Annotated in this window: 19 protein-coding genes; 3 read left to right on the top strand and 16 right to left on the bottom strand. The window is 67.3% G+C overall.

The genetic code is table 11. The features are described from left to right. Positions 1-2 precede the first annotated feature (2 nt). The 12 genes from PHD22_RS00615 to PHD22_RS00560 all read right to left on the bottom strand — a co-directional run bounded on the left by PHD22_RS00615 (position 3) and on the right by PHD22_RS00560 (position 15,605). Positions 3-242, bottom strand: coding sequence for a helix-turn-helix domain-containing protein (locus tag PHD22_RS00615; RefSeq protein ID WP_299860755.1), 240 nt, complete (start codon positions 240-242; stop codon positions 3-5). After that, positions 239-1,267, bottom strand: a complete 1,029-nt coding sequence (dusB, locus tag PHD22_RS00610) for a tRNA dihydrouridine synthase DusB (protein WP_299860752.1) — start codon at positions 1,265-1,267, stop codon at positions 239-241. The genes PHD22_RS00615 and dusB overlap by 4 nt, the downstream gene beginning before the upstream one ends. 109 nt (positions 1,268-1,376) lie before the next feature. After that, complete coding sequence (gene mtgA, locus PHD22_RS00605) at positions 1,377-2,069, bottom strand: monofunctional biosynthetic peptidoglycan transglycosylase (protein WP_299860749.1); 693 nt, start codon at positions 2,067-2,069, stop codon at positions 1,377-1,379. Positions 2,070-2,075: 6 nt separating this feature from the next. Next, the gene (aroE, locus tag PHD22_RS00600) at positions 2,076-2,897 is read right to left on the bottom strand and encodes a shikimate dehydrogenase (RefSeq protein ID WP_299860747.1); all 822 of its coding nucleotides are present in this window, start codon (positions 2,895-2,897) and stop codon (positions 2,076-2,078) included. A gap of 15 nt (positions 2,898-2,912) precedes the next feature. Next, positions 2,913-3,839 (bottom strand): energy transducer TonB, encoded by a 927-nt coding sequence (locus PHD22_RS00595; RefSeq protein ID WP_299860744.1) that lies wholly within the window; start codon positions 3,837-3,839, stop codon positions 2,913-2,915. A 9-nt stretch (positions 3,840-3,848) separates the two neighbouring features. Then, on the bottom strand, positions 3,849-5,822 hold the full coding sequence (locus PHD22_RS00590; protein ID WP_299860740.1) for an RNB domain-containing ribonuclease: 1,974 nt from the start codon (positions 5,820-5,822) through the stop codon (positions 3,849-3,851). Between the two features lie 79 nt (positions 5,823-5,901). Then, positions 5,902-11,868, bottom strand: a complete 5,967-nt coding sequence (locus tag PHD22_RS00585) for an Hpt domain-containing protein (RefSeq protein ID WP_299860737.1) — start codon at positions 11,866-11,868, stop codon at positions 5,902-5,904. Positions 11,869-11,916: 48 nt separating this feature from the next. Beyond that, complete coding sequence (locus tag PHD22_RS00580) at positions 11,917-14,040, bottom strand: methyl-accepting chemotaxis protein (RefSeq protein WP_299860734.1); 2,124 nt, start codon at positions 14,038-14,040, stop codon at positions 11,917-11,919. Positions 14,041-14,090: 50 nt separating this feature from the next. Next, positions 14,091-14,609 carry a chemotaxis protein CheW gene (locus PHD22_RS00575; RefSeq protein ID WP_299860731.1) on the bottom strand — a complete coding sequence of 173 codons (519 nt, stop codon included), beginning with the start codon at positions 14,607-14,609 and terminating at the stop codon, positions 14,091-14,093. 9 nt (positions 14,610-14,618) lie between these two features. Further along, complete coding sequence (locus tag PHD22_RS00570) at positions 14,619-14,984, bottom strand: response regulator (RefSeq protein WP_299860726.1); 366 nt, start codon at positions 14,982-14,984, stop codon at positions 14,619-14,621. Between the two features lie 17 nt (positions 14,985-15,001). Then, positions 15,002-15,403, bottom strand: a complete 402-nt coding sequence (locus tag PHD22_RS00565; protein ID WP_299860722.1) for a response regulator — start codon at positions 15,401-15,403, stop codon at positions 15,002-15,004. 49 nt (positions 15,404-15,452) lie between these two features. Further along, positions 15,453-15,605 carry a rubredoxin gene (locus PHD22_RS00560; RefSeq protein ID WP_299860897.1) on the bottom strand — a complete coding sequence of 51 codons (153 nt, stop codon included), beginning with the start codon at positions 15,603-15,605 and terminating at the stop codon, positions 15,453-15,455. A gap of 117 nt (positions 15,606-15,722) precedes the next feature. Between PHD22_RS00560 and PHD22_RS00555 the strand changes: the two genes are divergently transcribed. The 3 genes from PHD22_RS00555 to hemL are packed head-to-tail and all read left to right on the top strand — an operon-like array spanning position 15,723 to position 18,486. Beyond that, a complete protein-coding gene (locus PHD22_RS00555) occupies positions 15,723-16,568 on the top strand; it encodes a hydroxymethylpyrimidine/phosphomethylpyrimidine kinase (protein WP_299860720.1) in 846 nt (281 codons plus the stop codon). Then, positions 16,562-17,203 (top strand): thiamine phosphate synthase, encoded by a 642-nt coding sequence (thiE, locus tag PHD22_RS00550; protein ID WP_299860717.1) that lies wholly within the window; start codon positions 16,562-16,564, stop codon positions 17,201-17,203. The genes PHD22_RS00555 and thiE overlap by 7 nt, the downstream gene beginning before the upstream one ends. After that, a complete protein-coding gene (gene hemL, locus PHD22_RS00545) occupies positions 17,200-18,486 on the top strand; it encodes a glutamate-1-semialdehyde 2,1-aminomutase (protein WP_299860714.1) in 1,287 nt (428 codons plus the stop codon). Before thiE ends, hemL begins: the two co-directional genes overlap by 4 nt. Before the next feature lie 61 nt (positions 18,487-18,547). Here hemL and PHD22_RS00540 read toward each other — a convergent pair whose 3' ends face one another. The 4 genes from PHD22_RS00540 to pepP all read right to left on the bottom strand — a co-directional run bounded on the left by PHD22_RS00540 (position 18,548) and on the right by pepP (position 23,904). After that, complete coding sequence (locus PHD22_RS00540; protein ID WP_299860711.1) at positions 18,548-19,747, bottom strand: DUF2252 domain-containing protein; 1,200 nt, start codon at positions 19,745-19,747, stop codon at positions 18,548-18,550. Between the two features lie 155 nt (positions 19,748-19,902). Continuing rightward, complete coding sequence (gene mgtE, locus PHD22_RS00535) at positions 19,903-21,345, bottom strand: magnesium transporter (RefSeq protein ID WP_299860708.1); 1,443 nt, start codon at positions 21,343-21,345, stop codon at positions 19,903-19,905. 97 nt (positions 21,346-21,442) lie between these two features. Beyond that, positions 21,443-22,585 (bottom strand): FAD-dependent monooxygenase, encoded by a 1,143-nt coding sequence (locus PHD22_RS00530; RefSeq protein ID WP_299860705.1) that lies wholly within the window; start codon positions 22,583-22,585, stop codon positions 21,443-21,445. A gap of 2 nt (positions 22,586-22,587) precedes the next feature. Continuing rightward, complete coding sequence (gene pepP, locus PHD22_RS00525; RefSeq protein ID WP_299860702.1) at positions 22,588-23,904, bottom strand: Xaa-Pro aminopeptidase; 1,317 nt, start codon at positions 23,902-23,904, stop codon at positions 22,588-22,590. Between the last annotated feature and the right edge of the window lie 43 nt (positions 23,905-23,947).

The raw sequence follows: 23,947 nt of genomic DNA, 5'->3' as shown, positions 1-23,947 counted from the left end.
GTTCAGAGCAGTTCGTGCTCGGTGAGCTTGCGGCGCAGGGTGTTGCGGTTGATGCCGAGCATCTCGGCACACAGGGTCTGATTGCCGCCGGCCTGCTTGAGCACGAACTCCAGCATGGGTTTCTCGACGTTCTTGATCACCATGTCGTAGAGCGCGTTCGGCTTCTCGCCGTCCAGGTCACGGAAATAGGTGTCCAGCGCGCGGCAGACGGATTCGGCGATCTCGTTGCTGGTACTGCTCATGCTGCAAGCTCCTGGGACAGATCATCGTTGTCGGCATAGACCAGGCGGTTTCCCTGGTCGGCCAGGCTGCCGAAGAACTCTTCCACGGCGGTGAGTTGCTCCTGAACGGTCGGCAGGGTGTTCATGCGTTTGCGGAACTGGGCGGAGCCCACCAGACCCTTGGTGTACCAGCTGATGTGCTTGCGCGCGACCTTGACCCCGGTGTCCTCGCCGTAGAAGGCATACAGGTCGGCCAGATGTTCCCGGCACACCTGCACGATCTCGGAGACCAGGGGGGGCGGGAGCTCTTCGCCGGTCTTCAGGAAATGCTCGATCTCCCGGAAGATCCACGGGCGCCCCTGGGCGGCACGACCGATCATCACCCCGTCGGCCCGGGTGTAGTCGAGGACGAACCTGGCCTTCTGGGGGGTGGTGATGTCGCCGTTGGCAATGACCGGGATGCGCACCCGGGTCTTCACGTCGGCGATGGTGTCGTATTCGGCGTCACCGGTGTACATGCAGGCACGGGTCCGGCCATGGATGGCGATCAGCTGGATGCCGGATTCTTCGGCGATCCGGGCGATCATCGGGGCATTCCTGTTCGCCTTGTTCCAGCCGGTACGGAACTTGAGGGTGACCGGGATGCCTCCGGCGGCACCAACGACGGCCTCGAGGATGCGGGCGACCAGCGGTTCATCCTGCATCAGGGCCGAGCCGGCCATCACGTTGCAGACCTTCTTGGCCGGGCAGCCCATGTTGATGTCGATGATCTGGGCGCCCCGGTCGATGTTGTGCCGGGCCGCCTCGGCCATCATGGCTGGGTCGGCGCCAGCGATCTGCACGGAGATCGGGTCCACCTCGCCATCGTGGTTGGCGCGTCGCTGGGTCTTGGCGCTGCCATAGAGCAGGGAGTTGGAGGTGACCATCTCGGAGACGGCCACACCCGCCCCCATCTTCTTGCATAGCTGGCGGAAGGGGCGATCGGTCACGCCGGCCATGGGCGCGACGAACAGATTGTTTCGCAAGGTAAATCCGGCGAATTGCATCGGGGGAGGAACGACGGGGGAAAAGCAGGCCATTCTACCCCAAGGGGGGCGTGGACGGCAGGGGCTGAAGTCCCCCAAGGCCGTGACGGGTGACCGCTGTGCCCATGAATCAGGGCACGACCGAGGTGTGCATGCGTCCCTGGATGCGGCTGGCGTGGGCCGCCAGGCGGGCGTCGTAACGGGTCTCGTACTTGCGGGGATTGGGCAGCATCACCGCCAGCCGGGCCGCCTGGGCAGGTCCCAGCAGGGCTGCGGGGGTCCGGTAGTAGCGCTGGGCCGCGGCTTCGGCGCCGAACAGGCCGTTGCCCCATTCGACCACGTTGAGATAGACCTCCAGGATGCGCCGCTTGTCCCACAGGGCCTCGATCATCAGGGTGATGATGGCCTCCTGGCCCTTGCGCAGGTAGCTGCGCGAAGGCGACAGGAACAGGTTCTTGGCCAGCTGCTGGCTGATGGTGGAGCCGCCCGCCACGGAGCGGCCCTTTTTCTGGTTCTTCTCGATGGCTTTCTGGATGCCTTCCCAGTCGAAGCCCTCGTGGTCCACAAAGCGGTCATCCTCGGCGGCGACGACCGCCCGCTTCAGATGTACCGAAATCTGCTCGTAGGGCACCCACTGGTAACGGAGCCGGGCCCCGGGATCCTGTTCCCGGAGTTCAATCAGGCGCAGGCGCATGAAGCTGGTCTGATCCGGGGGCACCCATTTCCACCACAGGACATGCCCCAGCAGCCAGAGCTGAGCGGCCAGGATCAGCAGGACCAGGGCCAGCAGGCCCCGCTTCGTCCACTGCCAGAGGGCGTTCATCGAGTCTTACAGGCCGGCGCGCAACTCGGCCAGGACCGACGCCGTATCCGGGCGGATGTGCCGCCACAGCAGGAAGCTCTCGGCGGCCTGCTCCACCAGCATGCCGAGTCCGTCGGACAGGTGTGCCGCGCCCTGGCTCCGGGCGGCGGCCAGGAAAGGGGTGTCGCCCTTGCCGTACATCATGTCGTAGGCCAGGCTGCCCGGGGCGTAGAGGCCGGGGGGCAGGTCGGGCGCTGCATCGGACAGGCTGGCGCTGGTGGCGTTGATGACCACGTCGAACTCCTGGCCGGCCAGCTCGGCAAAGCCGCAGCCGTTCGGGCCTGGCTGCCCGCCTCGGGCGAACTCATCGGCCAGCTCGGCGGCCTTGCCCGGGGTCCGGTTGGCAATGGTCAGGGTGGCTGGAGAGGCATCGAGCAGGGGCAGCACGCTACCCCGGGCCGCTCCGCCGGCACCCAGCAGCAGCACGCGCCGGCCGGCCACCGGGCAGCCCAGGTTGACGGTGATGTCCCGCAGGATGCCGGCGCCGTCCGTGTTGTCCCCGAGCACGCCGTCCGGCCGGAAGGCCAGGGTGTTCACGGCGCCGGCTGCCCGGGCCCGGGCAGTGTGGTGGTCTGCGTAGTCGAAGGCCTCCAGCTTGAAGGGGACGGTCACGTTGAGGCCGCACCCGCCCGCAGCCTGGAAGGCCGTGACCGTTTGAATGAAGCCGTCCAGCGGAGCCAGCAGGGCCTCATAGCTGAGGGCCTGACCGGTCTGGCGGGCGAACAGGGTGTGGATGCGGGGTGACTTGCTGTGGGCGATTGGATTGCCGATCACGGCGTAGCGGTCCATGGCGGGCCTCGTGGGTCAGTCGGTGATGTCGGTTTTCATCTGGTCCGCATTGGTGAAGCGCCAGGTGCGGGTGATGACGATCTCGTCCGTATCCTTGCGGATGTTGGCGGGAAAGGCCGGGAAGGGTGAGGATAGCTGGACGATGCGCAGGGCGGCTTGGTCCAGCACCCGGTTGCCGGAGGAGCGCTGGACGTCCACATGCTTCACGCTGCCGTCGGCCTTGACGGTGATGGAGAGCAGCAGGCTGCCGTACAGCTTGCCCCGGGCCGCGGGAGGGTAGTTGAGGTTGCCGACCCGTTCGATCTTCTGGCGCCAGTCCTCCACGTACTGGGCAAAACGGTATTCCTCCGCACGGGCGCCGATGAATTTCCTGCGCGGCAGTGCCGCGTAGTCGAGCAGATCCTTGTCGATCTGGGCTTCGATCCGGGCAACCGCAGCGGAGCTGTCCAGCAGGTCGTAACCGGAGGGCTGGCGGGGTGTTTCGGTAGGGCTGATCTGGCGGGCGTCCACGGGCAGGGGCGCCTTGCCCTGCTGGGCCGTCATGGCCTGCAGCTGGGGGGGGGCAGGCACTTCGGCCTGACGCTGCAGCTCCACCAGGCCATCGCCGGCCCGGGTCTGCTCCTGGGCGGGCAGAGGCGTGGCCAGCTGCCCCGTCCTGGCGTCCGTGCCGCCACCGTCCAGGGGTGCCTGGGCCAGCACGTCAGCCTTGTCCGGCGCCTGGCTGTGGCGGGAGTTCACCAGTACCACTTCGAGCCCCCGGTCCCGGGCCTGGTGCAGGCTGCCATCCGGCAGCGTGAAATGGATGGAGAGCACCAGGGCGTGGAAGGCCAGCGATAGTCCGACGCCCCATTCCAGCGCATACCGGGCCGTCGGACCGGCGAAGACAGGCCAGTCCTGGCCGGCAGGCACAGATGCAACCGCTTGGGGACGTCCGAAGGGCATGGGCTGAGGTCAGGCGGTCGAGCTGTCCGGTGGGGACCCGGCATCCGCGCCCGGCGGCGTTGCCGCGCTTGCGAGGGCTTCGGCCAGGGTGGCATCGTCCAGCTCAATGGCTTCGCTACTGCTGGCGGCCAGGGTTTCCAGGTAGGTGGCGCGGACCTCGATGTCGATCAGCTCGGTGCTGTCGATGTTCAGCCGCACCCGGGTGCCCGGGGGAAGGGCCGGTACGGAGGGGACTTTTAAAACCAGTGGGATGTCCTCCAAGCGGACCAGGCTCTCCCGCAATATGCGGGCGTTCATGGCAGGATGCCCCGCCTGACGCAGCCAGCGCAGGCACCAGTAGCGCTCCATGCCCCGCTGGAAGTCGGCGTAGGCCGCATAGGTGAGTTCAAAATCCCGCATGGCGGCGATCAGGTCGGCGGATTTGGGCGGGAAAGCCGGAGGGGAGCCCTCGATCCAGCTGATCAGCTGCCACTGGTTGACCAGGTCCACATAACGCCGCAGGGGCGAACTGGACCAGGCATAGCAGTCCACGCCCAGCCCCTCGTGGGGGGCCGCTGCGGTGGTCATGCGGACCTTGCCGCCGGTCTGGGCCCGGTAGAGGGCCGGGATGCCCGCCTCCGCCAGGGCCTTGCCCCAGGTGCTGTTGGCCAGGATCATCAGCTCGGCGACCAGCTTGTCGAGGGGGGAGCCCCGGGGTCGGCGGCTGATCTCCACCCGGCCCGGGCCATCGGGGGTGGTGGCGTCCCAGTCGATGGTGAAGTTGTAATCGACCATGCCCTGATTGGCGGAGGGTTTGCCCCGGCCCGCCTCGAGCACGGTGGCCAGCTCCCATAGCAGGGTCAGTTCGGACTTCCAGGGAAAGTCGGGACCGCCTTCGGTCAGCGTGGTTTCGTTGAAAACCGGCTCGATGTCGTGATGACGCAGGTTGGCTGCCACAGGCACCCGCTCGATGCGCGACTCATGGCCGGTGACCATCAGGTCGCGGCTCACCTCCAGGTAGAGGGACAAGGCTGGACGGTCCTGGCCCTCCCCAAGGGTGAATTGGCCAACGATGTCATCCGGCAGCATGGTGATCTTGTTGCCCGGCATGTAGACGGTGGACAGGCGCTGGCGCGCGATGGCATCCAGCTCCGAATTCCGGCCGAAGCCCAGCCCGGGAGCCGCGATATGGATGCCGATGCGCCAGCCGCTGGCCGTCGGCGTGATCGAGAAGGCGTCGTCGATCTCGGTGGTGGCGGCGTCGTCGATGGAAAAGGCGCGCACTGCGGCCACCGGCAGGTCGTCGGGCGCGAGGGGGGCGGCCACCTCCGGGAAGCCGGTGCCCTCCGCGAAGTATTCGAACAGGAAACGGTCGAAGTGCAGTTCGTGGGAGGACGCCAGGGCGCCGCACTCCAGCAGCAGACGCGCCGGGGAGCGGCCCTGCTCGGCACAGGCCGCTTCAAGGGCCTTGGTTTCCAGGCGGTTGCGGTCGGGCTTGTAGAGGAGCTGACGGACCAGGGGCTTGAGTTCCTCCGGCAACCGGCCGGCCAGCAGTTCGTCGCGCATCCGCTCGATGGCGGCAGCCTGCTGGCGTTTTTTCTCAAGCCCGATGAGGGCTGCCTGGAGAATCTCCGCCGGCGCCTTCCGGAAGCGTCCCTTCCCCTTCCGGTGAAAATAGATCGGCGCCGCATGCAGCCGGAGGAGGACCGCCGTGGACTCGACCGGGCTCGGGGTGTGACCGAAGTATTCCCTGGCGAAGTCGACGAAGCTGAACTCTTCCTCACCACAGACTTCCCACAGGAACTCGGTGTCCAGCCCTTCCGCTTCGGTCTCCGCCCGTTCCAGCAACTCGCCGGCCGAGGGTTGGGCAAAGCGCATCAGCACGTCCTTGCTCTTCAGTTTGAGGCGCTTGCCGTGAGGTGTTTCCACCTGCAGGGAGGCATCGTTGTCGGTCAGGATGGTGCCGGTCTTGAAGGCACCCTCCTCTTCGAAGAGCAGGTTCATGAGGCGGTCGCTGGAAAAAAACGACCGATTATAGCCAAGCCCGGGCCTGGCCCGGATGAAAGCGGTGGCACCTCCCGGTTCAGAGCCCCCGGATGGCCACGAAGGTGTGGATCAGGCGCAGCAGCACATCCTCGTCATAGGGTTTGCCCAGGTAGTGATTGACACCGATCTCTTCCGCGTAGCGCTTGTGCTTTTCGGCGGTGCGGGAGGTGATCATGATGATCGGCACGTCCCGCAGGCGCTGGTCGGCGCGGATGTTGCGCGTCAGGTCGAAACCGTCCATCCGCGGCATCTCGATATCGGCGATGACCACATCCGGGGTGACGCTCAGGAGTTGTTCCAGAGCGTCGACCCCATCCTTGGCGGTGAGTACCCGGTAGCCTTCCCGCTCGAGGAGGCGGCCAGTGATCTTGCGGACGGTCAGGGAGTCGTCCACCACCATGATCGTGGGCTGGCTGATGACCGGGCTGTCGGTGCGCGCGGCGGGAACGTCGTCGCTGTCGGCCGGAGTGCGTCCCGCCAGGGCTACCGGGTTGAGGATCAGCACGATCTCGCCGTCACCCAGTACCGTGGCGCCGGAAAAACCGACCATCCGGGCGTACTGGGGGCCGGCGTTCTTGACCACCACTTCCTGGTTGCCCCGCAGGCTGTCCACATGGAGGGCCAGGGTCTCGCTGCCAGCCCGCAGCAGCAGGACCCAGTTGAAGCGTTCGATCTGGGGCTGGGAGTCGTGGTCGCCGAGCAGGCGCGGCAGGTAGCGGTAGGCGTAGTGGTCCCCGAGCCATTCGGTACCCCGTTCCTCGCGGAGTTTCTCCAGTGCCGGGGCCTTGAGCTCCTGAACCTGGGCGACCATCGAGGAGGGGATGGCCCAGGTCCGGCCACCGGAGCGGACCAGCAGGGCCTGGGTCACGGCCAGCGTGAGGGGGAGGTGGATGCGGAAGCAGGTGCCGCGGCCGGCCTCGGTGTCCACGCTGATGCGGCCGCCGACGGCGGCGGTTTCGCTCTTCACCACGTCCATGCCCACACCCCGCCCAGCCAGGCTGGAGAGGTTGGCAGTGGTGAAGCCGGGTACGAAGATCAGGTTGGTGAGGCGTTTGTCATCCACGTCCTCGCCAGCGTTGATCAGCCCGTTGGCGATGGCCCGTGCCCGGATGCGCTCGAAGTCGAGGCCGGAGCCGTCGTCCCGGAACTGGATGACGACCTCGTTCCCCTCATGGGAGACCTGCAGGGTGATCTGGCCGATTTCGGGCTTGCCGGCGGCACGGCGCTCTTCGGGCGGCTCGATGCCGTGGGCGACGGCGTTGCGGACCAGGTGGCCGAGGGGGCCGGTCATGGCGTCCAGCACGCTGCGGTCGATTTCGATCTGGCCACCGATGATGTCCAGGTTGGCGCGCCGGCCGAGCTCCTTGGCGGTCTGGCGGACCAGCCGGTACAGACGTTCGGCGAGGCTGTCGAAGGGCACCATCCGCACGTGCATCAGGGACTGCTGGAGTTCCCTGGCCATCCGGGACTGGGCGTGGAGGGCCGACTCGGCCCCGTCCAGGTTTTTCAGCAGGTTCTGCTGGACGGTGGTCACGTCGCCGACACTCTCGGCCATCATCCGGGTCAGCTCCTGGAGGCGCGTGTAACGGTCCATTTCCAGGGGGTCGAACTCGGTGTGCTGGGTTTCCACCTGGGACAGGCGCGACTGCATCTGGCTGTCCGCCTGGATCTCCACCTCGCGCAGCTGATTGCGCAGGCGGATCACGTTCTCGGTCAGGTCCAGCAGGGAGCGGCGCAGGGTGCGCAGCTCACCCTCGATCCGGGTCCGGGCGATGCTGATCTCGCCCGCCTCGTTGACGAACTGGTCGATGCGTGTGGCATCTACCCGGAGCTGGGTGCGGGCGGTCTGGGCCTGGGTTTCGGCTGTCGGTGCCGCAGCGGCTCCGGCTTCCGGCGTGGACGCTCCTGCCGCGGGCTGGGCTGGGGGGCCGGAGCCCTGGAGGTTCTCGAGGGTCTGGCGGATCTGATCCAGGGCCGCTTCGAGTTCGTCGGTAATGGCGGTGCCGGCCGGGTCGAGCTTGCGGGCCCGCTCGAGGCGGGTCTCGAGCTCGTGCAGGCCCTGCCCCAGGTTCATTGCCCCGACCATCCGGGCGCTGCCCTTCAGGGTGTGGACCAGCCGTGCCACGCTGCTGGCATGGGCCGGATCGTCCGGGGTTTCCCGCCAGCGGCGCAGGGCGGCATTCAGGCTGTCGAGCAGCTCGTTACCTTCGTCGAGGAAGATCGGCAGCAGGTCCGGATCAAGCTCATCCCGCAGCAGCGGTGTGCTGCCGGGGGTGTCCGTGCCCGTTGGTGTGGCCTCCCCGAGTACGGAAGGACGTTCCAGCACCAGCCGCGGGCGCAGGCGGATGACTTCGGCCAGGTGAAGGGAATGAATCGCGTCCAGACGCTCGACCAGCGGCGCATCAGGCTCCGGCAGATGCAGGCTGGAGAGCTGGGCCAGCATCGCCTCGAGAACACTGGCGGCCTCATTGAGGGTGTCGCTCTGGGTGCTGTCGGGGGGCTGCCCATGGTCGGCCAGGCGTTGCTGGGCCAGCTCAAGGCCCTTGGCCAGCTGTTGCGGGGCCGGGAAGTGGGCCGTGCCGGAGATGCCGGCCAGGGTGTGAGCGGCACGGATTGCATTGGTGGGCGGGATCAGGCTCGGGTTGACCGACAGGCGGGCCAGCTCGCGGCGCAGGGTGGCGACATGCTGCCGCGCTTCCGCCAGGTAAAGGTCGAAAAGTGGGCGGGACAGGGTGACGTCGCCCAGGCGCACCTCGTCGAGACGGAGGTCCGGTACCGGGGTGGCGATCCGTGTCTCCCCGCTGTCCGGGAAAGGGGCTTCCCCGGTCAGCGCTTCGATTTCCTCGATCTCGATCAGCTCGTCGAGATCCGCCTCGTCGGCCAGCTCCCGGTCCAGCATCTCGTCCCCCAGGTCGGTGACCTCGATAACCTCGGTGTCCAGATCCACAGGGAGGTCGGGTGCTCCGGCAGGGAGCCCGGGCAGGCTGATTTCCTCCACCGGGGGCTCGGGGAGCGCTTCCAGCAGAAAGAACTCATCGTCGGAGGCGACAGGATCTTCATCTGCCTGTCCGGAACCCGCGGGGCTGGCCGGGGTGTCCTCTTCTTCAGGGGATGCCGTTGTGGGGAGTCCGGCGGTGGAGACGGCCGCCCCGTCGAGGGGCGCCTGATCCGGGAGCCCGATGAACTCGATGTCTTCCACCTCCATCTCAGCCAACTCGGCCAGCGTCGGAGAGGCCAGGCCGAGATCGAATTCGAATTCGATGCTGTCTGCGGTGGGCGGCGGCGGGCCGGCGGGGGGCTCCGGTGGGCTGGTCGGGGTGCCGAGCTCGAAGTCCACGAGCAGTGAATCCGGCTCGGGCGGCGGCACTGGCTCCGATGGGCTGGGGATGTCCAGCTCGAAGTCCACCGGGGCGGGGAGTGGTGGAGGGGCTTCGAAACTGAGCTCGGGGAAATCCAGATCGATCTCAAGGGCCCCGTCTTGCGCCGGCGGCTCCACGGGCTCGATGTTCAGGCTGGTGGCGGTCAGATCGTACTCGGCCAGGCTGACCGTTGCTTCCAGGTCCACTTCTTCCGGTTCGAGCCCCAGCTCCGTGGCCAGGGGCAGGGGGGCTGCTGCGGGCTGGGGAGCGGCTTCCTCCAGGGGGAGCGGAGCGGGGGAGGCCTCTTCCTGGCGCAGGCGGGTCGCCTCGGCCATCAGGGCCGACACGTCCATGGTGGTGCTGCCGCCTTCCTGGAGCTGTTCCACCCAGGCGCTGAAGTGCTGGTGGGCCCGGTCGATCAATGCCAGCAGGGCAGGGGTGACGGGGCGTTCCAGCCGCAGCCAGTGGTTGAGGGTCTGTTCGACGCCCCAGGCTGCATCGCCGAAGTCCTTCAGGCCAACCATGCGACTGCTGCCCTTGAGGGTGTGGAAGCTGCGCCGGATGGTGGTCAGCAGATCCACGTCGTCGGGGGCCTGGTGGAGCTGCTGGAGGTTTTCGGCAACGCTGGCCCGAACCTCGATCGCCTCTTCTATGAAAATGCCCAGCAGCTCCGCGTCGAGCTCCTCGGCGCTGGCGTCCATCAGCCGGCTGGCCTCCGGGGAGATCGACGGGGTGTCCGTGCCTGCCGGGACCAGGGGTGCATCCGCTGCGTCGAACAGATCGCCCGCGTCGAGCATGGTCAGGGCCTGCCGGGCCTGTTTCTCGAGTTCGTTGTCCGCGGCGAGGGATGCGTCCTGACGCAGGGTTTCCAGGTTGAGCTGGAGTTCACTGCGCAGGCCGGAGTCTTCCGGGTTGTCCTTGAGGGCGGCGGCGAGGGCGGCGGCTTCGCGTTTCTGCTGCGCCAGTTCGGCTTCGAGGGTGGTCGCTGCAGCCGCTCTGGCCTGGGCTGGGTTGAGGATTTTTTCCAGGTCAGCGGGGCCGTGCTGGAGTGCTTCGATGTACATGCCCAGGGCGGACAGCCGATGGGCGATGGCTTCGAAGGCACTGCTGGCGGTCTCCGGAGCCATCCCAGGCAGGCCCGCAATGCGGCCGGCGGCATCCTGGAGCAGGCGGACGGCAGCATCTTCGTTCATGACCGCCAGGGCGCCCTCGATCTGCTTGAGGGGCGAGCGAACGGTATCAAGGATGTTGCTCTGGCTGGGGGCCCGGAAATAGCTGTCGAGGGTCTGCTCGACCTCGGAGAGATTGGCCAGGATCTCATGGGCCAGCTGTCTGCTCAGGTGGAGAGACTCGGATCCCGGTTCGGCAACGGGCAGGGGGGGAAGCTGCTCCCCCCGCTGGTGGGCTTTCAGACGCTCGACCAGGAGCGCTTGCTGGGCCGCTTCCTGAGTGCTGGGCGGGGCTTCAGCGTCCAGCCTGCCATCCACCAGGAGCATCGCAGTGGCCACATCCATGGACAGGGTGTCGTTGAGCTGGAGCGGGTCCTGACGCAGCCAGCTCCCTGTGTCCGCCACGGTGTCGAGGAGCAGGCCGAGCTCGGGCTGGCCAATGGACCGGGCCAGGGCTGGCAGGGAGGCCAGGGCGTCCTGAAAGCGCGGCAGGCCGATGGCGCTGCCGCTTGCGAACTGGGACCATGCCTCGCGGGCCGTCACCAGCCCTTCCCGGAGCTGCCGGGTCAGGGGCGCGAGGGGTTGGTCGGCAATTTCGGGGCGGTCGGTCGGGAGCAGACGGTCAAGCTGATAAGTCTGGCGCAGCCGGGTGATCAGCGGAGAGTGGGCCGTGGCCGTGGCGACCTGGTAGAGCACGTCCCGCATGAGCCGCTCGGTCACCATGCCGGAGCCTTCCATGACCCGCCGCATCTGGGCATCGATGCGCCCGCACAGGCGCTTGGTGCCCGCGTCCACCGGAATGGACAGCTGGCCGAGGGCATCGAAGAAGGCAGTGACGGCAAGCCAGAAGGCGCGGCTGGCGGGTACGCCCTGGAGGGCTTCGATGCCTGCCGCCGCATCCCGCATTTCGAAGGGGCCGCTGGGGTCCTGACTGTTGCGGAACCACTTCAGGAGACCCCGTTCGAAACGCCCCCGCAGGCTGCGCAGCCGCTTGGGGTCGTCCTGGGTATCGGCCGGGCTGTCGAACTCGGGCCGCAGGCTCAGATCGGGAAAGAACAGCTCGCCAGGGGTCGGGGCTTCCTGCCCCCGGGCCCCGGCAAGCTCTCCGTACAGCCGGAAAAGACGCAGGGCCTGATCGGGCTGGCCGCGGGTGAGTTCGTTCAGGTAGTTGCCGATGGCTGCGATGCAGCGCCCGGCCAGGCGCAGGGCATCCGGTGTGCAGGCGATCTGCCCACTGGCCATTTCCCCGAGAAAGCGGTCGAGCTGCTCGGAGAACTGGGTCAGGCCATCCAGACCCACGATGGAGAGGGCGCCGTGGGCCTGGTGAAGATGGGTCTGGGCAAATTTGACCTTGCCCAGACGGTCCGGGGTGGTGCCGGCTTCTGCAAGGGCCGCCGTGGCCCTTTCCAGGGCCAGGTCGATCTCGCTTTTGACCCAGGTCAGCGGACCGAGGTCGAGTTCATGTGCTGGGCTCATCGAGGGGTCTTGATCGGCATCCGTTGCAGTATCACGCGGTTTCCGGGCTCAGACCTTGAAGCCGGACACCGAGCCCTTCAGTTCTACCGCCAGATCAGCCAGTTCTCCGATGGACACCGCCGTCTGCTGGGTACCCGTAGTGGTGCGGTCGGTGATGGCAAGAATGTTCTTCATCTTTTCTGCCACCTGGGTGGCTGCCTTGGCCTGGATTTCGGTGCTGGCCGAGATGCGCTCGATGAGCGCGGCGGTTTCTGCCGACACCCGCTCGATTTCGGCCAGTTCCTGGCCGGCGGTCTCGGAGAGGTGGGCGCCGTCCACCACGTCGCGGGTGGCGTTCTCCATGGCTGCCACGGCGTCGCCGGTGTCGGTCTGAATGGTCTTCACGATGGCGCCGATCTGCTTGGTGGCTTCGGCGGAGCGTTCGGCCAGGCGCTGCACTTCTTCCGCCACCACCGAGAAGCCGCGGCCGGCTTCACCGGCAGAGGCGGCCTGGATGGCGGCGTTGAGAGCCAGCACGTTGGTCTGCTCGGTAATGTCGGAAATCAGCTCCACGATCTCGCCGATCTCCTGGGACGACTCGCCCAGGCGCTTGATGCGCTTGGAGGTCTCCTGGATCTTCTCGCGGATGTCGTTCATGCCCTTGATGGTGTCTTCCACGGCGGCAGCACCCTTCTGGGCAGCCTCCAGGGAGCGGCGGGCCACCCGGGCGGACTGCAGGGCGTCCTCGGAGGCCGCGCTCATGGAGCTGGCCATGCTTTGGGCGGTTTCCCCGGCGAGGCGCAGCTCCTGGGCCTGACGCTCGGTGGCGGCGATCAGTTCATCGGAGGTCTGCTGGGCGGATTCGGTGGCGGCGGTGACGCGGATGGCGGCATCGTTGATCCGGCGCACCAGCACTGAGAGTTCTTCGATGGTGTAATTCACCGAGTCGGCAATGGCGCCGGTGATGTCTTCCGTGACCGTGGTGCGGACGGTCAGGTCGCCGTCTGCCAGGTCGCCCATCTCATTCATCAGGCGCAGGATGGCCTGCTGGGTCCCGTTCCGTTCGGCTTCGGCAGATTCCCGCTGACGTTCGGCCGCCAGACGGCGGCGGGCGATGTCGTCGTTATAGGTTTTTGCCATCAGCACCAGGCACAGCAGGGCTGCCAGGGTGGACAGGATGATCGCGGCGCTGACCCAGGTGAAGAAGCCCGTGTAGGCGCGGGCATAGCCGTCGGCAAGGGCGGTGGTCCTGTCGAGCAGGGGGCCGGAGTTCTGGAAGATCTTGCTGCCTGACTGCTTGGCCTGGACCAGTACCTGGATGTTGCCAAGAATGGCCGTGACGGATGCGATGTTGTCCTTGCCGACGGACTCCAGCTGGGCCAGTCGCGCCTTGGCATCGGAGCCGTCGGGGGTCATCTTCTGGAGCTGCTCGAGGAGTTCCTTGAAGGTGTTGGTGTCCTTGCCCAGCAGGAAGGTCACCTCCGGATCGATGGCGTTGGCCAGCAGGAGGGCGTTGGCGTTCTTGGCGATGCGCTGGGTCAGCATCACCACCTGGTGGGCCATGGCGATTTCCCGGGCGGAGGCGCCTCCCTGGAGCTTGAGGGCGGCGACCTGCTCGGAAAGTTCGAGGAATTCAGGGTTCTTGCTGTTGATGGTGCCCAGCGCCTTGGCCAGACTGGTCAGGTTCTTTTCCTGGCTCAGCAGGCTGGTTGCATCCTTGTCGGTTTTCTGCCAGAGCTCGACCACGGCGGCCAGCTCCGCGCTCACGGCCGTGCTGCCGCCGGGGACGGAGGTGCCGCTCACCTCCCCGCCGTTGGTGACGGCCTCCAGCAGGGTATTGAACTGATCCCGGCTGGACTTCAGCTCGGCGAAGGCGCTGGTGTCGCCCTGGAGGGTCAGCTGGCTGGCCTTGGCCAGCTGCTGGGACAGGGTTCGCATCTGGCCGGCGGCGGTGACGTAGCCTGTACCGAAGCTGCTGACCTGGATCTGGTACCCCACGAAGCCGGCCGTCAGCAGCGCAAAGAGGAAGAAGGGAGCACGCAGGGCGCGCAACTGTTCAGAGGGGCTTTTGCCCGCCAGAAAGGGCAGGGCGGCTTTGGGCGGGGGGATGTCCCCGGAGTCGATGATCGTGTCCGCATTGGCCGCGGCGTTTTTTTTACCGCCCAGAGACAGTCCCGGTAGCTTGAATCCCATGTTCTTCCTCACTCAGCAGGGGGTGCCTGCTGCATCTCCCGAATAGTTGTTCATGATTGGGCTGCTGCGTCCAGAAAGCGGCTGTGCTTGAGCAGTTCCGAGACCCGCAGGCGGGTCCAGTGGATACCGCGGGAATCCCGCAGCTCATCGCCGATCCATGGCTGATCGGCGTCATGGGCGGCGGACAGGACTTCGAAATCCTCGATCTGGCGCAACCCCAGGGCCCGTGACACCAGCAGGGCACAGTTCAGGTCGTGGCGAACCCCCACCAGCAGCAGGCGGGCATGTCCGGCTGCCGGTGTCGGAGCATCCCCGTGGAAGGCAGCAAAATCCACCACGCCGAACAGGTTGCCGCGGACGCTGGCCAGCCCGCGGAACCAGGTGGCACCCAGGGGTACCGTGGCCAGGGGAGGGACTGCGAGGATCTCGCCGGCCTCGGTCAGGTCGAGCAGCCAGTGGCGGTGCCCGGCCTGGATGCCGAGGAGGGCCGAAGCACGGGTGTCCCGGGCCTCGGCCAGGCGCCGGGCGAGGCCGGCCTGGAATTCATGGAGGCTGATCCGCTTGGCCATTGGTGCTTCCTAGCCCAGGGCCCGGATCTTTTCGAGAAGCGCGGTGTGATCAAGGGGCTTCACCATGTAGTCGAAGGCGCCCTGGCGCATGCCCCAGATCTTGTCGGTTTCCTGCCCCTTGCTGGTGCAGATGATCACCGGGATTTGACGGGTGGCCTCATCGCGGACAATCGTACGGGTTGCCTGATAACCGTTGGTGCCCGGCATCACCACGTCCATCAGGATCAGGTCGGGGTGTTCGGACTTGCTCTTGACCACCGCTTCGTCCCCACTCTCGGCGGTCACGACCTGATATCCATTCCTGACCAGTACCTCCGACAGGGCGAGCCTTTCGGTGGGGGAGTCGTCTACGACAAGGATTTTCTTGATCGGCATGGCGGCTTCTGGGGCTTTCAGTCGTCGGCATCTGCCGGACGGGAGGCGTGGGTATGACTGGCCACCGACCGCAGCAGGCTTTCTTTGGTGAAGGGTTTGGTCAGGTACTCATCGGAGCCGGCAAGGCGTCCGCGAGCCCGGTCGAAAAGTCCGTCCTTGGACGAGAGCATGATGACCGGAGTGGACTTGAGGCGGGCGTTCTTCTTGATCAGCGCACAGGTCTGGTAGCCATCCAGGCGCGGCATCATGATGTCCACAAAAATCAGGTCGGGCGCATGGTCGGAAATCTTGGCCAGGGCGTCGAAGCCGTCTTCGGCGAGGACGACCTGGCAGCCCGCCTGGGCGAGAAAGATCTCGGCGCTGCGGCGGATGGTGTTGCTGTCATCGATGACCATGACCTTGATGCCGCTGAGATTCACCTTGATTCTCCGGGGTCGGTTCGGGGAGGGCTGTCCGGGGGGCTGCGGATCAGAGGACGACCATCTCGAAGTCGTCCTTGCGGGCGCCGCAGTCGGGGCAGGTCCAGTTGGGTGGGATGTCGGCCCAGCGGGTGCCGGGGGCAATGCCTTCCTCGGGTGAGCCGGTTTCCTCGTCGTAGATGTGCCCACAGATCAGGCACATCCAGGTTTGATACGGTGGGTTTGCCATGGAGTGCGTCGCTGAGATTTCGGCTAGAATCGCTCGGATCGTGAATGGTAGCGCAGTCGCGGTGAAAATTGTGTGTCCACGGCTTCCAGAATGACTACTAACCGCAACGACCCCTGCCCTCCACTGGTCCTTGTCTTCGCTGCATCTGATCCGACCGGTGGGGCTGGCATTCAGGCCGACATGATGGCCCTGGCTGGCATGGGGTGCCACCCCTTGACGGTCATCACGGCCCTAACGGTTCAGGACACTGCAGGTGTCCAGGACATTTCCCCCGTGGATGAGAATTTCGTCGCCCAACAGGCTTGGGCGGTGCTCGAGGACATGTCGGTACAGGCCTTCAAGCTCGGGGTGCTGGGCAGCGCCGAGAACATCGCGATGATTGCCGGGATCATTGCCGACTACCCTCATGTGCCGGTGATCGTTGACCCGGTGGTGGCCTCGGGGCGAGGGGACGAACTGGCTTCCGAGCGCATGCTCGAAGCCCTGTGCGAGCTGATCCTGCCCCAGACCAGTGTGATCACTCCCAACACGATGGAGGCCCGCCGCCTGGCCGCCTGCCTTGTGGGGCGGACGGACGAGCTCACGCTGCCGGACTGTGCCGGTGCGCTGCTGAGAGCGGGGTGCGAGCATGTTCTGATCACCGGCTCCCACGCCAGCACCCCCCAGGTGGTGAACACCCTCTATGGCCACGGCGGCGTCACCCGTACCGATCTCTGGGAGCGTCTCCCGGGGAACTACCACGGGTCTGGCTGCACCCTGGCGTCGGCGCTGGCCGCGGCCCTGGCCCACGGCCTTGAAATTTCCGAAGCCGTGCGCGAAGCCCAGGCGTTCACCTGGCAAACCCTTGCCCACGCCTTCCGCCCGGGAATGGGGCAATCCATCCCGGACCGGTTCTTCCGGGCCCGTGGTGCCCTGGCGGGGGGCGACCGATGCTGAAGCGCGGTCTTTATCTGGTGACCCCTGACTGGAACGACACGGAGGCCTTGCTGGAGGCCCTGCGGATCCTGCTCCCCGAGGCGCCGGCAGTGGTTCAGTACCGCAACAAGTTGGCCGCGCCTGCGCACAAGGCCACCCAGGCCCGGGCCCTGCTCGCCCCGTGCCGTGCGGCGGGCATCCCCCTGCTGATCAACGACGACCTGGATCTGGCCCTGGCCATCGACGCCGACGGGGTCCACCTGGGGCGGGATGACGGTGATCTGGTGCGTGCCCGGAGGATGCTGGGGCCCCGGCGGATCCTCGGCGTCAGCTGCTACGGTGAATGGGCGCGGGCCGAGGCGGGCGTTGCAGCGGGTGCCGACTACGTCGCCTTTGGTGCCCTGTTTCCGTCCCCCACCAAGCCCCAGGCCCCACGGGCCACCCCCGATCTGCTGACTCGGGCGAAGGCCGGTCTGGGCGTGCCGGTGGCCGCCATCGGCGGCATCACCCTCGACAATGCCCCCGCCTTGATCGCGGCAGGGGCCGATCTACTCGCCGTGATCAGCGATGTTTTCTCTGCGCCCGGACCCGCGGCCCGGGCGGCCGCTTACCGGGAGCTTTTTGCTTCCGCATCACAGGACCTTTCCGCACCATGACCCGTCGTAACGAAGAACTCTTTGCCCGCGCCCAGCGCACCATCCCCGGCGGCGTGAATTCGCCCGTCCGGGCCTTCCGTTCGGTGGGCGGTACGCCGCGCTTCCTCAAGAAGGCGCTGGGCGCCCGGGTGTGGGACGCCGACGGCAAGGAGTACCTGGACTACGTGGGCTCCTGGGGCCCGGCGATCCTCGGCCATGCCGACCCGGTGGTGGTTGAGGCGGTGCGCAGCGCGGCCCTCGACGGCCTGTCCTTCGGCGCGCCCACCGAGCGCGAGATCGAGATGGCCGAGCGCCTCTGCGCGCTGCTGCCCAGCATGGAGATGGTGCGCCTTGTCTCCAGCGGCACCGAAGCCACCATGAGCGCCATTCGCCTGGCCCGCGGCTTCACCGGCCGCGACGCGATCGTCAAGTTCGAGGGCTGCTACCACGGCCACGCCGACAGCCTGCTGGTCAAGGCCGGCTCGGGCCTGCTCACCTTCGGCAATCCCTCGTCGGCCGGCGTGCCCGAAGACTTCGCCAAGCACACCCTGGTGCTCGACTACAACGACCCGGCCCAGCTCGAGGAAACCTTCAAGGCCCGCGGCAGCGAGATCGCCTGCGTGATCATCGAGCCGATCGCCGGCAACATGAACCTCATCAAGCCCTCGGCCGAGTTCATGCACCTGCTCCGCCGGCTGTGCACCGAGCACGGCGCGGTGCTGATCTTCGACGAGGTGATGACCGGCTTCCGGGTCGGCCCGCGGGGCGTGCAGGGCCTGTTTGGCATTACCCCCGACCTGACCACCCTGGGCAAGGTGATCGGCGGCGGGATGCCGGTGGGCGCCTTCGGCGGCCGTCGCGACATCATGGAAAAGATCGCCCCCCTGGGCGCGGTGTACCAGGCCGGCACCCTGTCGGGCAGCCCGGTGGCCGTGGCGGCGGGCCTCGCCAGCCTCGATCAGATCGCCCGGCCCGGCTTCTACGACACCCTCGGTGCCCGCACCGGGCGCCTGGTCGCCGGCCTCAATGCGACGGCGGCGAAGCACGGCGTGCAGTTCGTCGCCGATTCGGTGGGCGGCATGTTCGGCCTGTACTTTGCCGCAGCGGTGCCCCGCAACTACGCCGAGGTGATGGCCTGCGACAAGGAGCGCTTCAACCGCTTCTTCCACGCCATGCTGGAGGCCGGCCATTACTTCGCCCCGTCGGCCTTCGAGGCCGGCTTCGTGTCGGCGGCCCACGCCGAGGCCGACATCGACAGCACCATCGCCGCCGCCGAAGCCTGGTTTGCTGCCGAGGCGGGCTGAACGCTGCGACGCTGGGTGTGGCGTGTCCCTGCGGCTGCAGCCGCACGCGGGGGTTAATTGGCTACTCGAAGTACCCCGCATCGAACGCCGCCCCGTAGGCCTGCCAGTCGGCCACCACCGAGGCGGCAGCGGCGTCGGCCTGGTCTATGAGCGCTGCCTGCCAGCCGGTCTGCTGCCCGAAGTCGACGAAGGCGTCGGCGCTCGCCGAGCCCTGACGCCCGGCACTGCGCAGGTGGGCCCAGGCGACGACCTGGCCCATCGTGCTCAGCACCTCTTCGAGGCGGCGCAGCTTGCCGTTCCAGGCGTCCAGCGCCACGCGGTCTTCGCTGGGCTGCAGGTCGCGCAGGATGTATGAGTTTCCGCTCCATTCCACGACCTGCAGAAACGCCATCGGGATGGCCTGCAGGCGCTTCTGCAGGGTCAGGACGCGGCTCGCCTCGTTGGGCCACTGGGGCTGCGGCGCTGCGGTCCAGGGGGCCAGGGACGAGGGGAGCGCCTGTTTCAGGTCGAGCAGGTAGTTGGCGTCCGGCGAGCCCTTGCCTTCGACCAGGATGATGTAGCGCTCGACGCCGAGGCTGCCGGTGCCGGCGATGCGCCGGGCCACGTCGATGAGCTTGAAGAATCCGGGGTTCGGCTGGGTCCGGGCGAAGCAGGCGAGAAAGGCCTCGATGTCGGCGCGCCGGGCGTCATCGACGGGCAGGGCCTTTTTGCCGTCGCAGCGGATGCGGCGGTGTTTGCCCTTGAGTTCGGTGCGGGTGTCGAGGAACGCCGGACGCTTGCGCTGGCCCAGCCCGCCGAGCAGATCCTTGACCAGTCCGACCGCTGTCTCCCGTTCGACCCAGCGGGCCTTCCCTTCGGCGAGGGCCGCGGTATAGGCGTCGATGAAGACGCGGCACAGCAGCGCGGTCTTCGGGGCATTGACCGACAGGCTGCGGGCGCCCAGCTGCACGCTGGCCAGAAAACGGACGAGGTCCAGGGTGCAGGGCGCCAGAATGGCCTCGTCGAAATCGTTGATGTCGAAGTAGGCGAGGCGATTGTCGCCCTTGAAGCTGCCGAAGTTTTCCAGATGGAGGTCGCCGCACAGCCAGGCGGGCGGCGCCGTGGTGAACAGCGGCTCGCGGGGCAGCCGGGTGTAGAACAGGTGACAGCTGCCGCGCAGGAAGATGAAGGGATCCGCGCGCATTTTCCTGAGCTTGAGGGCCAGCCGTTCCGGGTCGCGCCCGGCGTTGAACTGCTTGATCTGCTTGGCGACATCGTTCATGGCTTGGGTCTCCTGGAAAATTGTCAGGCGCGGTCATCCTTTCATGGGGAAACGCGCCTTTCCGGGGATGACCCCTGCGGGGGGGGCCACAGCCCCACCTACCGCGCGTCATGCAAGCAGCCCCCCGCGGTGTGTATCCGTCGGGCCTCCCCGCGTTACATCAGGAAGATCGTCGCCAGCCCGAGAAAGATGAAGAAGCCGCCCGAGTCGGTGACGGCGGTGATGATCACGCTGGAGCCCACCGCCGGGTCCTGCCCGAGGCGGTTGCGGATCATCGGCGCCATCACGCCCACGAAGGCCGCCAGCAGCAGGTTGAGGGTCATCGCGGCGGTCATCACCGCGCCCAGCTTGCCGCTGCTGTAGAGTACCCAAGACAGCACGCCGAGCAGGCCGCCCCACACGATGCCGTTGATCAAGGCGACGCCCATCTCCTTTTTGATCAGACGGGTGAGGGCGTCATCCTGGACCTGGCCCATGGCGATGCCGCGGACGATCATGGTGATGGTCTGGTTGCCCGAGTTGCCGCCGATGCCGGCGACGATGGGCATCAGGGCGGCCAGGGCAACGAGCTTCTCGATGGAACCCTCAAAGGCGCCGATGACCCGGCTGGCAATGAAGGCGGTGACCAGGTTCACGGCGAGCCAGGCCCAGCGGTTCTTCACCGAGTCCCAGACCGAGGCAAAGATGTCTTCCCCCTCCCGCAGACCGGCCTGGCTCAGGAGCTCGTTCTCGGTTTCCTCGCGGATGAAGTCCACCACCGTGGCCACCGTGACCCGGCCCACCAGCTTGCGGTGATAGTCCACCACCGGGGCCGACACCAGATCGTAACGCTCGAAGGCCTGGGCGGCGGTTTCCGCCTCATCCGCAGGTTCCAGGGTGAGGGTGTCGGTGAGCATGATCTCGCTCACTTCGGTTTCCGGGCCGTTGATCAGCAGTCGATCGATGGGCAGCACGCCCCGCAGGTGTTCGTCCCGGTCCACCACGAAGAGCTGGTCGGTGTGGTCGGGCAGTTCTTCGAAGCGGCGCAGGTAGCGCAGCACCACTTCCAGGGTCACATCCTCCCGGACCGTGACCATCTCGAAATCCATCAGCGCGCCGACCGAGTCCTCGGGATAGGACATCGCTGCCCGGAGCTGCTCCCGCTCTTCCTGGTCGAGCCCCTGGTAGACCGCCTCCATCACCTCATGGGGCAGGTCGGGGGCCAGGTCGGCCAGCTCGTCCGCGTCCAGCTGTTCGGCGGCCGCCCGCAGGGAGGCCGGGTCCATGGACTCGATCAGGGATTCCCGGACTGCGTCGGAGACTTCCAGCAGGATCTCGCCGTCCCGCTCGGCCTTGACCAGATCCCATACGAACATGCGTTCGTCCAGGGGCAGGGCTTCGAGAATGTGGGCCACGTCGGCCGAGTGCAGGCTGTCGAGCTTGTGGGTCAGCTCGTTGATGTGCTGCTTGTGGACCAGGCTCTCCACCAGATCATGCTTGGGCATGTCCTGGCGGTGGACGAGATCTTCCACCAGCCGGTGACGGGCGAGCAGGTGCTGGACTTCCCTCAGGTGGATGTCCAGGTCGTCGTGTTGCTTGAGGTCGTCGGTTTCGGCCATGGTGCAGGTCCCCGTGGGCGGCGTGCAGGCTGCGGATTCTACGGGGTTTGTTGCGCTGCGGCGACGGAGATTTTTATGGCCGGCAGTGCTGCTCTGGTCAGGGCCAGGCGCGTGCGCCGAACATCATCCGCTTGGCCACGAAATGGCGCGCCGGTGGCAGCAGGTCGAGGGCGAAGAGGCCGGCTCCGCGGGCGTGGCGGAGGGGGGCGGCGCCCGTGCTGAACAGTTTCACGAGGCCGTCGGTGAAGCGGATGGTGCCCTGCCGATCCAGCCTGCGCTCCCGCGCGTAGGTCGCAAGGGTGGTGGCGATGCCCGGGTCTCCCCCGGCACGGATCAGGGTCTGGGCGCAGGCCCAGACATCCCGCAGGGCCAGGTTGTAACCCTGACCCGCCACCGGGTGCAGGGTTTGCGCCGCATTGCCCAGCCAGACGGTGCGCTGGCCGACAGGGTTGGGCCGGTAGCGCAGCACCAGCGGGTAGCAGGCCCGCGGGCCGACCCGGGCGAAGCGCAGCCGGCTGCCGAAGCTGGCCTGCAGGCGCTCCCGGTAGGCGTCGTCGTCCAGGGCCATCAGGGCTGCGGCCTCATCGGGGTGGGCGGTATGTACGATTGCGCAGTCGTTGCCCCAGGGCAGCACTGCCAGGGGGCCCTGGGGGGTGAAGCGTTCCCAGGCCCGGTGATGGTGGGCGTCGGCGGGGGTGGCCACGGAGATGATGGCATGCTGGCCATAGTCCTGCTCCACCAGGGGCGTGCCGCCGGCGCCCTGGATCACGCCTTCGGCACAGGCGGCCAGGCGGGCAGCGAGCTGGCTGCCATCCCCAAGCCCGAGCAGCACGTCTTCGGCGCCTGGCGCCAGATGGATGACCGGGGTGTTGTCCCGGACCGGAATACCGGCGCCCTGCAGGGCGTCATCGAGGGCCGCTGCCAGGTCGCCGGCAGCGACCACGTAGCCCATGGCGGGCTGGCCATAGTCTTCGGTACGCAGCAGGGTTCTGCCGAGGCCACCCTGATGGGAGATGTGGATGGTCTCGATGGGCGTGACCTGCAGCCGGGACCAGATCCCCAGGCGCTCGAGGGTCAGGCGGGTGCCGTGGGACAGGGCCAGAATCCGGGGATCCTGGCGGGCACCGCCGCGGGGACGGGCATCCACCAGCACGGTGTCGAGACCGGAGTCCTTGAGGGCCAGGGCCAGGGCCATGCCGACCGGGCCGGCGCCGACAATCGCGATATCGTGGCGGTCCATGGTCAGCGCTGTCCCATCAGGGCTTCGATATCGGCGATGCTCTTGGGGGCGGCCGAGGTGATCAGCACGCAACCGTCCTCCGTGACCAGGGCGTCGTCCTCGATGCGGATGCCGATGTTCCAGAAAGCTTCCGGCACGCCGTCGGCGGGGCGGATGTAACAGCCGGGCTCGATCGTCAGCACGTTGCCGGCGGTGAGGGGACGCCACTCGCCGCCCAGTTTGTACTCGCCGGCGTCGTGCACATCGAGGCCCAGCCAGTGGCCGGTGCGGTGCATGTAGAACTGGCGGTAGCTGCCGGATTCCAGCACGCCATCAAGGGTGCCCCTCAGGAGGCCCAGGTCGATGAAGCCCTGGGCCAGAACCCGGGTGGCCGCATCGTGGGGGGCGTTCCAGCTGGCACCGGCGCGGGTGGCCTGGATGGCGGCATCCTGGGCGGCCAGCACCAGCTCGTAGGCCGCCCTCTGGGGGCCGGAGAAACGGCCGTTCACCGGGAAGGTCCGGGTGATGTCTGAGGCGTACCCGTCCAGTTCGCAGCCCGCGTCGATCAAGAGCAGCTCACCGTCCTTCAGCAGGCAGTCGTTTTCCACGTAGTGGAGTACGCAGGCGTTGGCGCCGCCGGCGACGATGGAGCCATAGGCGGGGGCCTGGCTGCCGTGGCGGCGGAATTCATGGAGCAGCTCCGCCTCCACCTGGTATTCCCAGACACCCGGGCGGGTGGCCTGCATCGCCCGGCGGTGGGCGCTCGCGCTGATGTCGGCGGCCCGGCGCATCACGGCGATCTCGGCGTCATCCTTGATCAGGCGCATTTCGTCCAGCAGGCTGCGTATGTCACGGATCTGGGCAGGGGCGTGGACGCCGGCCCGGGCCTGGCCGCGGACCCGGTTGAGTGCGTCGGTGACCCGTTTGTCCCAGTCGCTGTCGTAGCCCACGGAATGGAAGATGGTCGGCTGGTTGGCCAGGAGCACGCCGAGCTGCTCGTCCAGCTCGGCCACCGGATGGGCTTCGTCGAAGCCGAAGGTGTCCCGGGCCGCCTCGGGGCCGCAGCGGTAGCCGTCCCAGATCTCCCGCTCCATGTCCTTGCTGCGGCAGAACAGCAGGCTGCGCGGGTTGGCATCGGCCACCAGCACCAGCACCGCCTCCGGCTCGCGGAAGCCGGTGAGGTAGTAGAAGTAGCTGTCGAAACGGTAGCTGTAGTGGGTGTCCCGGTTGCGAATGCGCTCCGGTGCGGTGGGGATGATCGCCACCCCGCCGCCGGCAGCCTGCAGGGTGGCCAGGAGGCGGGTACGGCGGGCCTGGAAGGGGGAGATGTCGAGGGGCATGGGGGTGTCCGGTGGCGGTATGGAGGATGGACCGTGGTGGTGC

It is taken from the genome of Zoogloea sp., assembly GCF_028693495.1.
Lineage (GTDB): Bacteria > Pseudomonadota > Gammaproteobacteria > Burkholderiales > Rhodocyclaceae > Zoogloea.
This window is presented reverse-complemented; position numbering and strand designations above follow the sequence as displayed.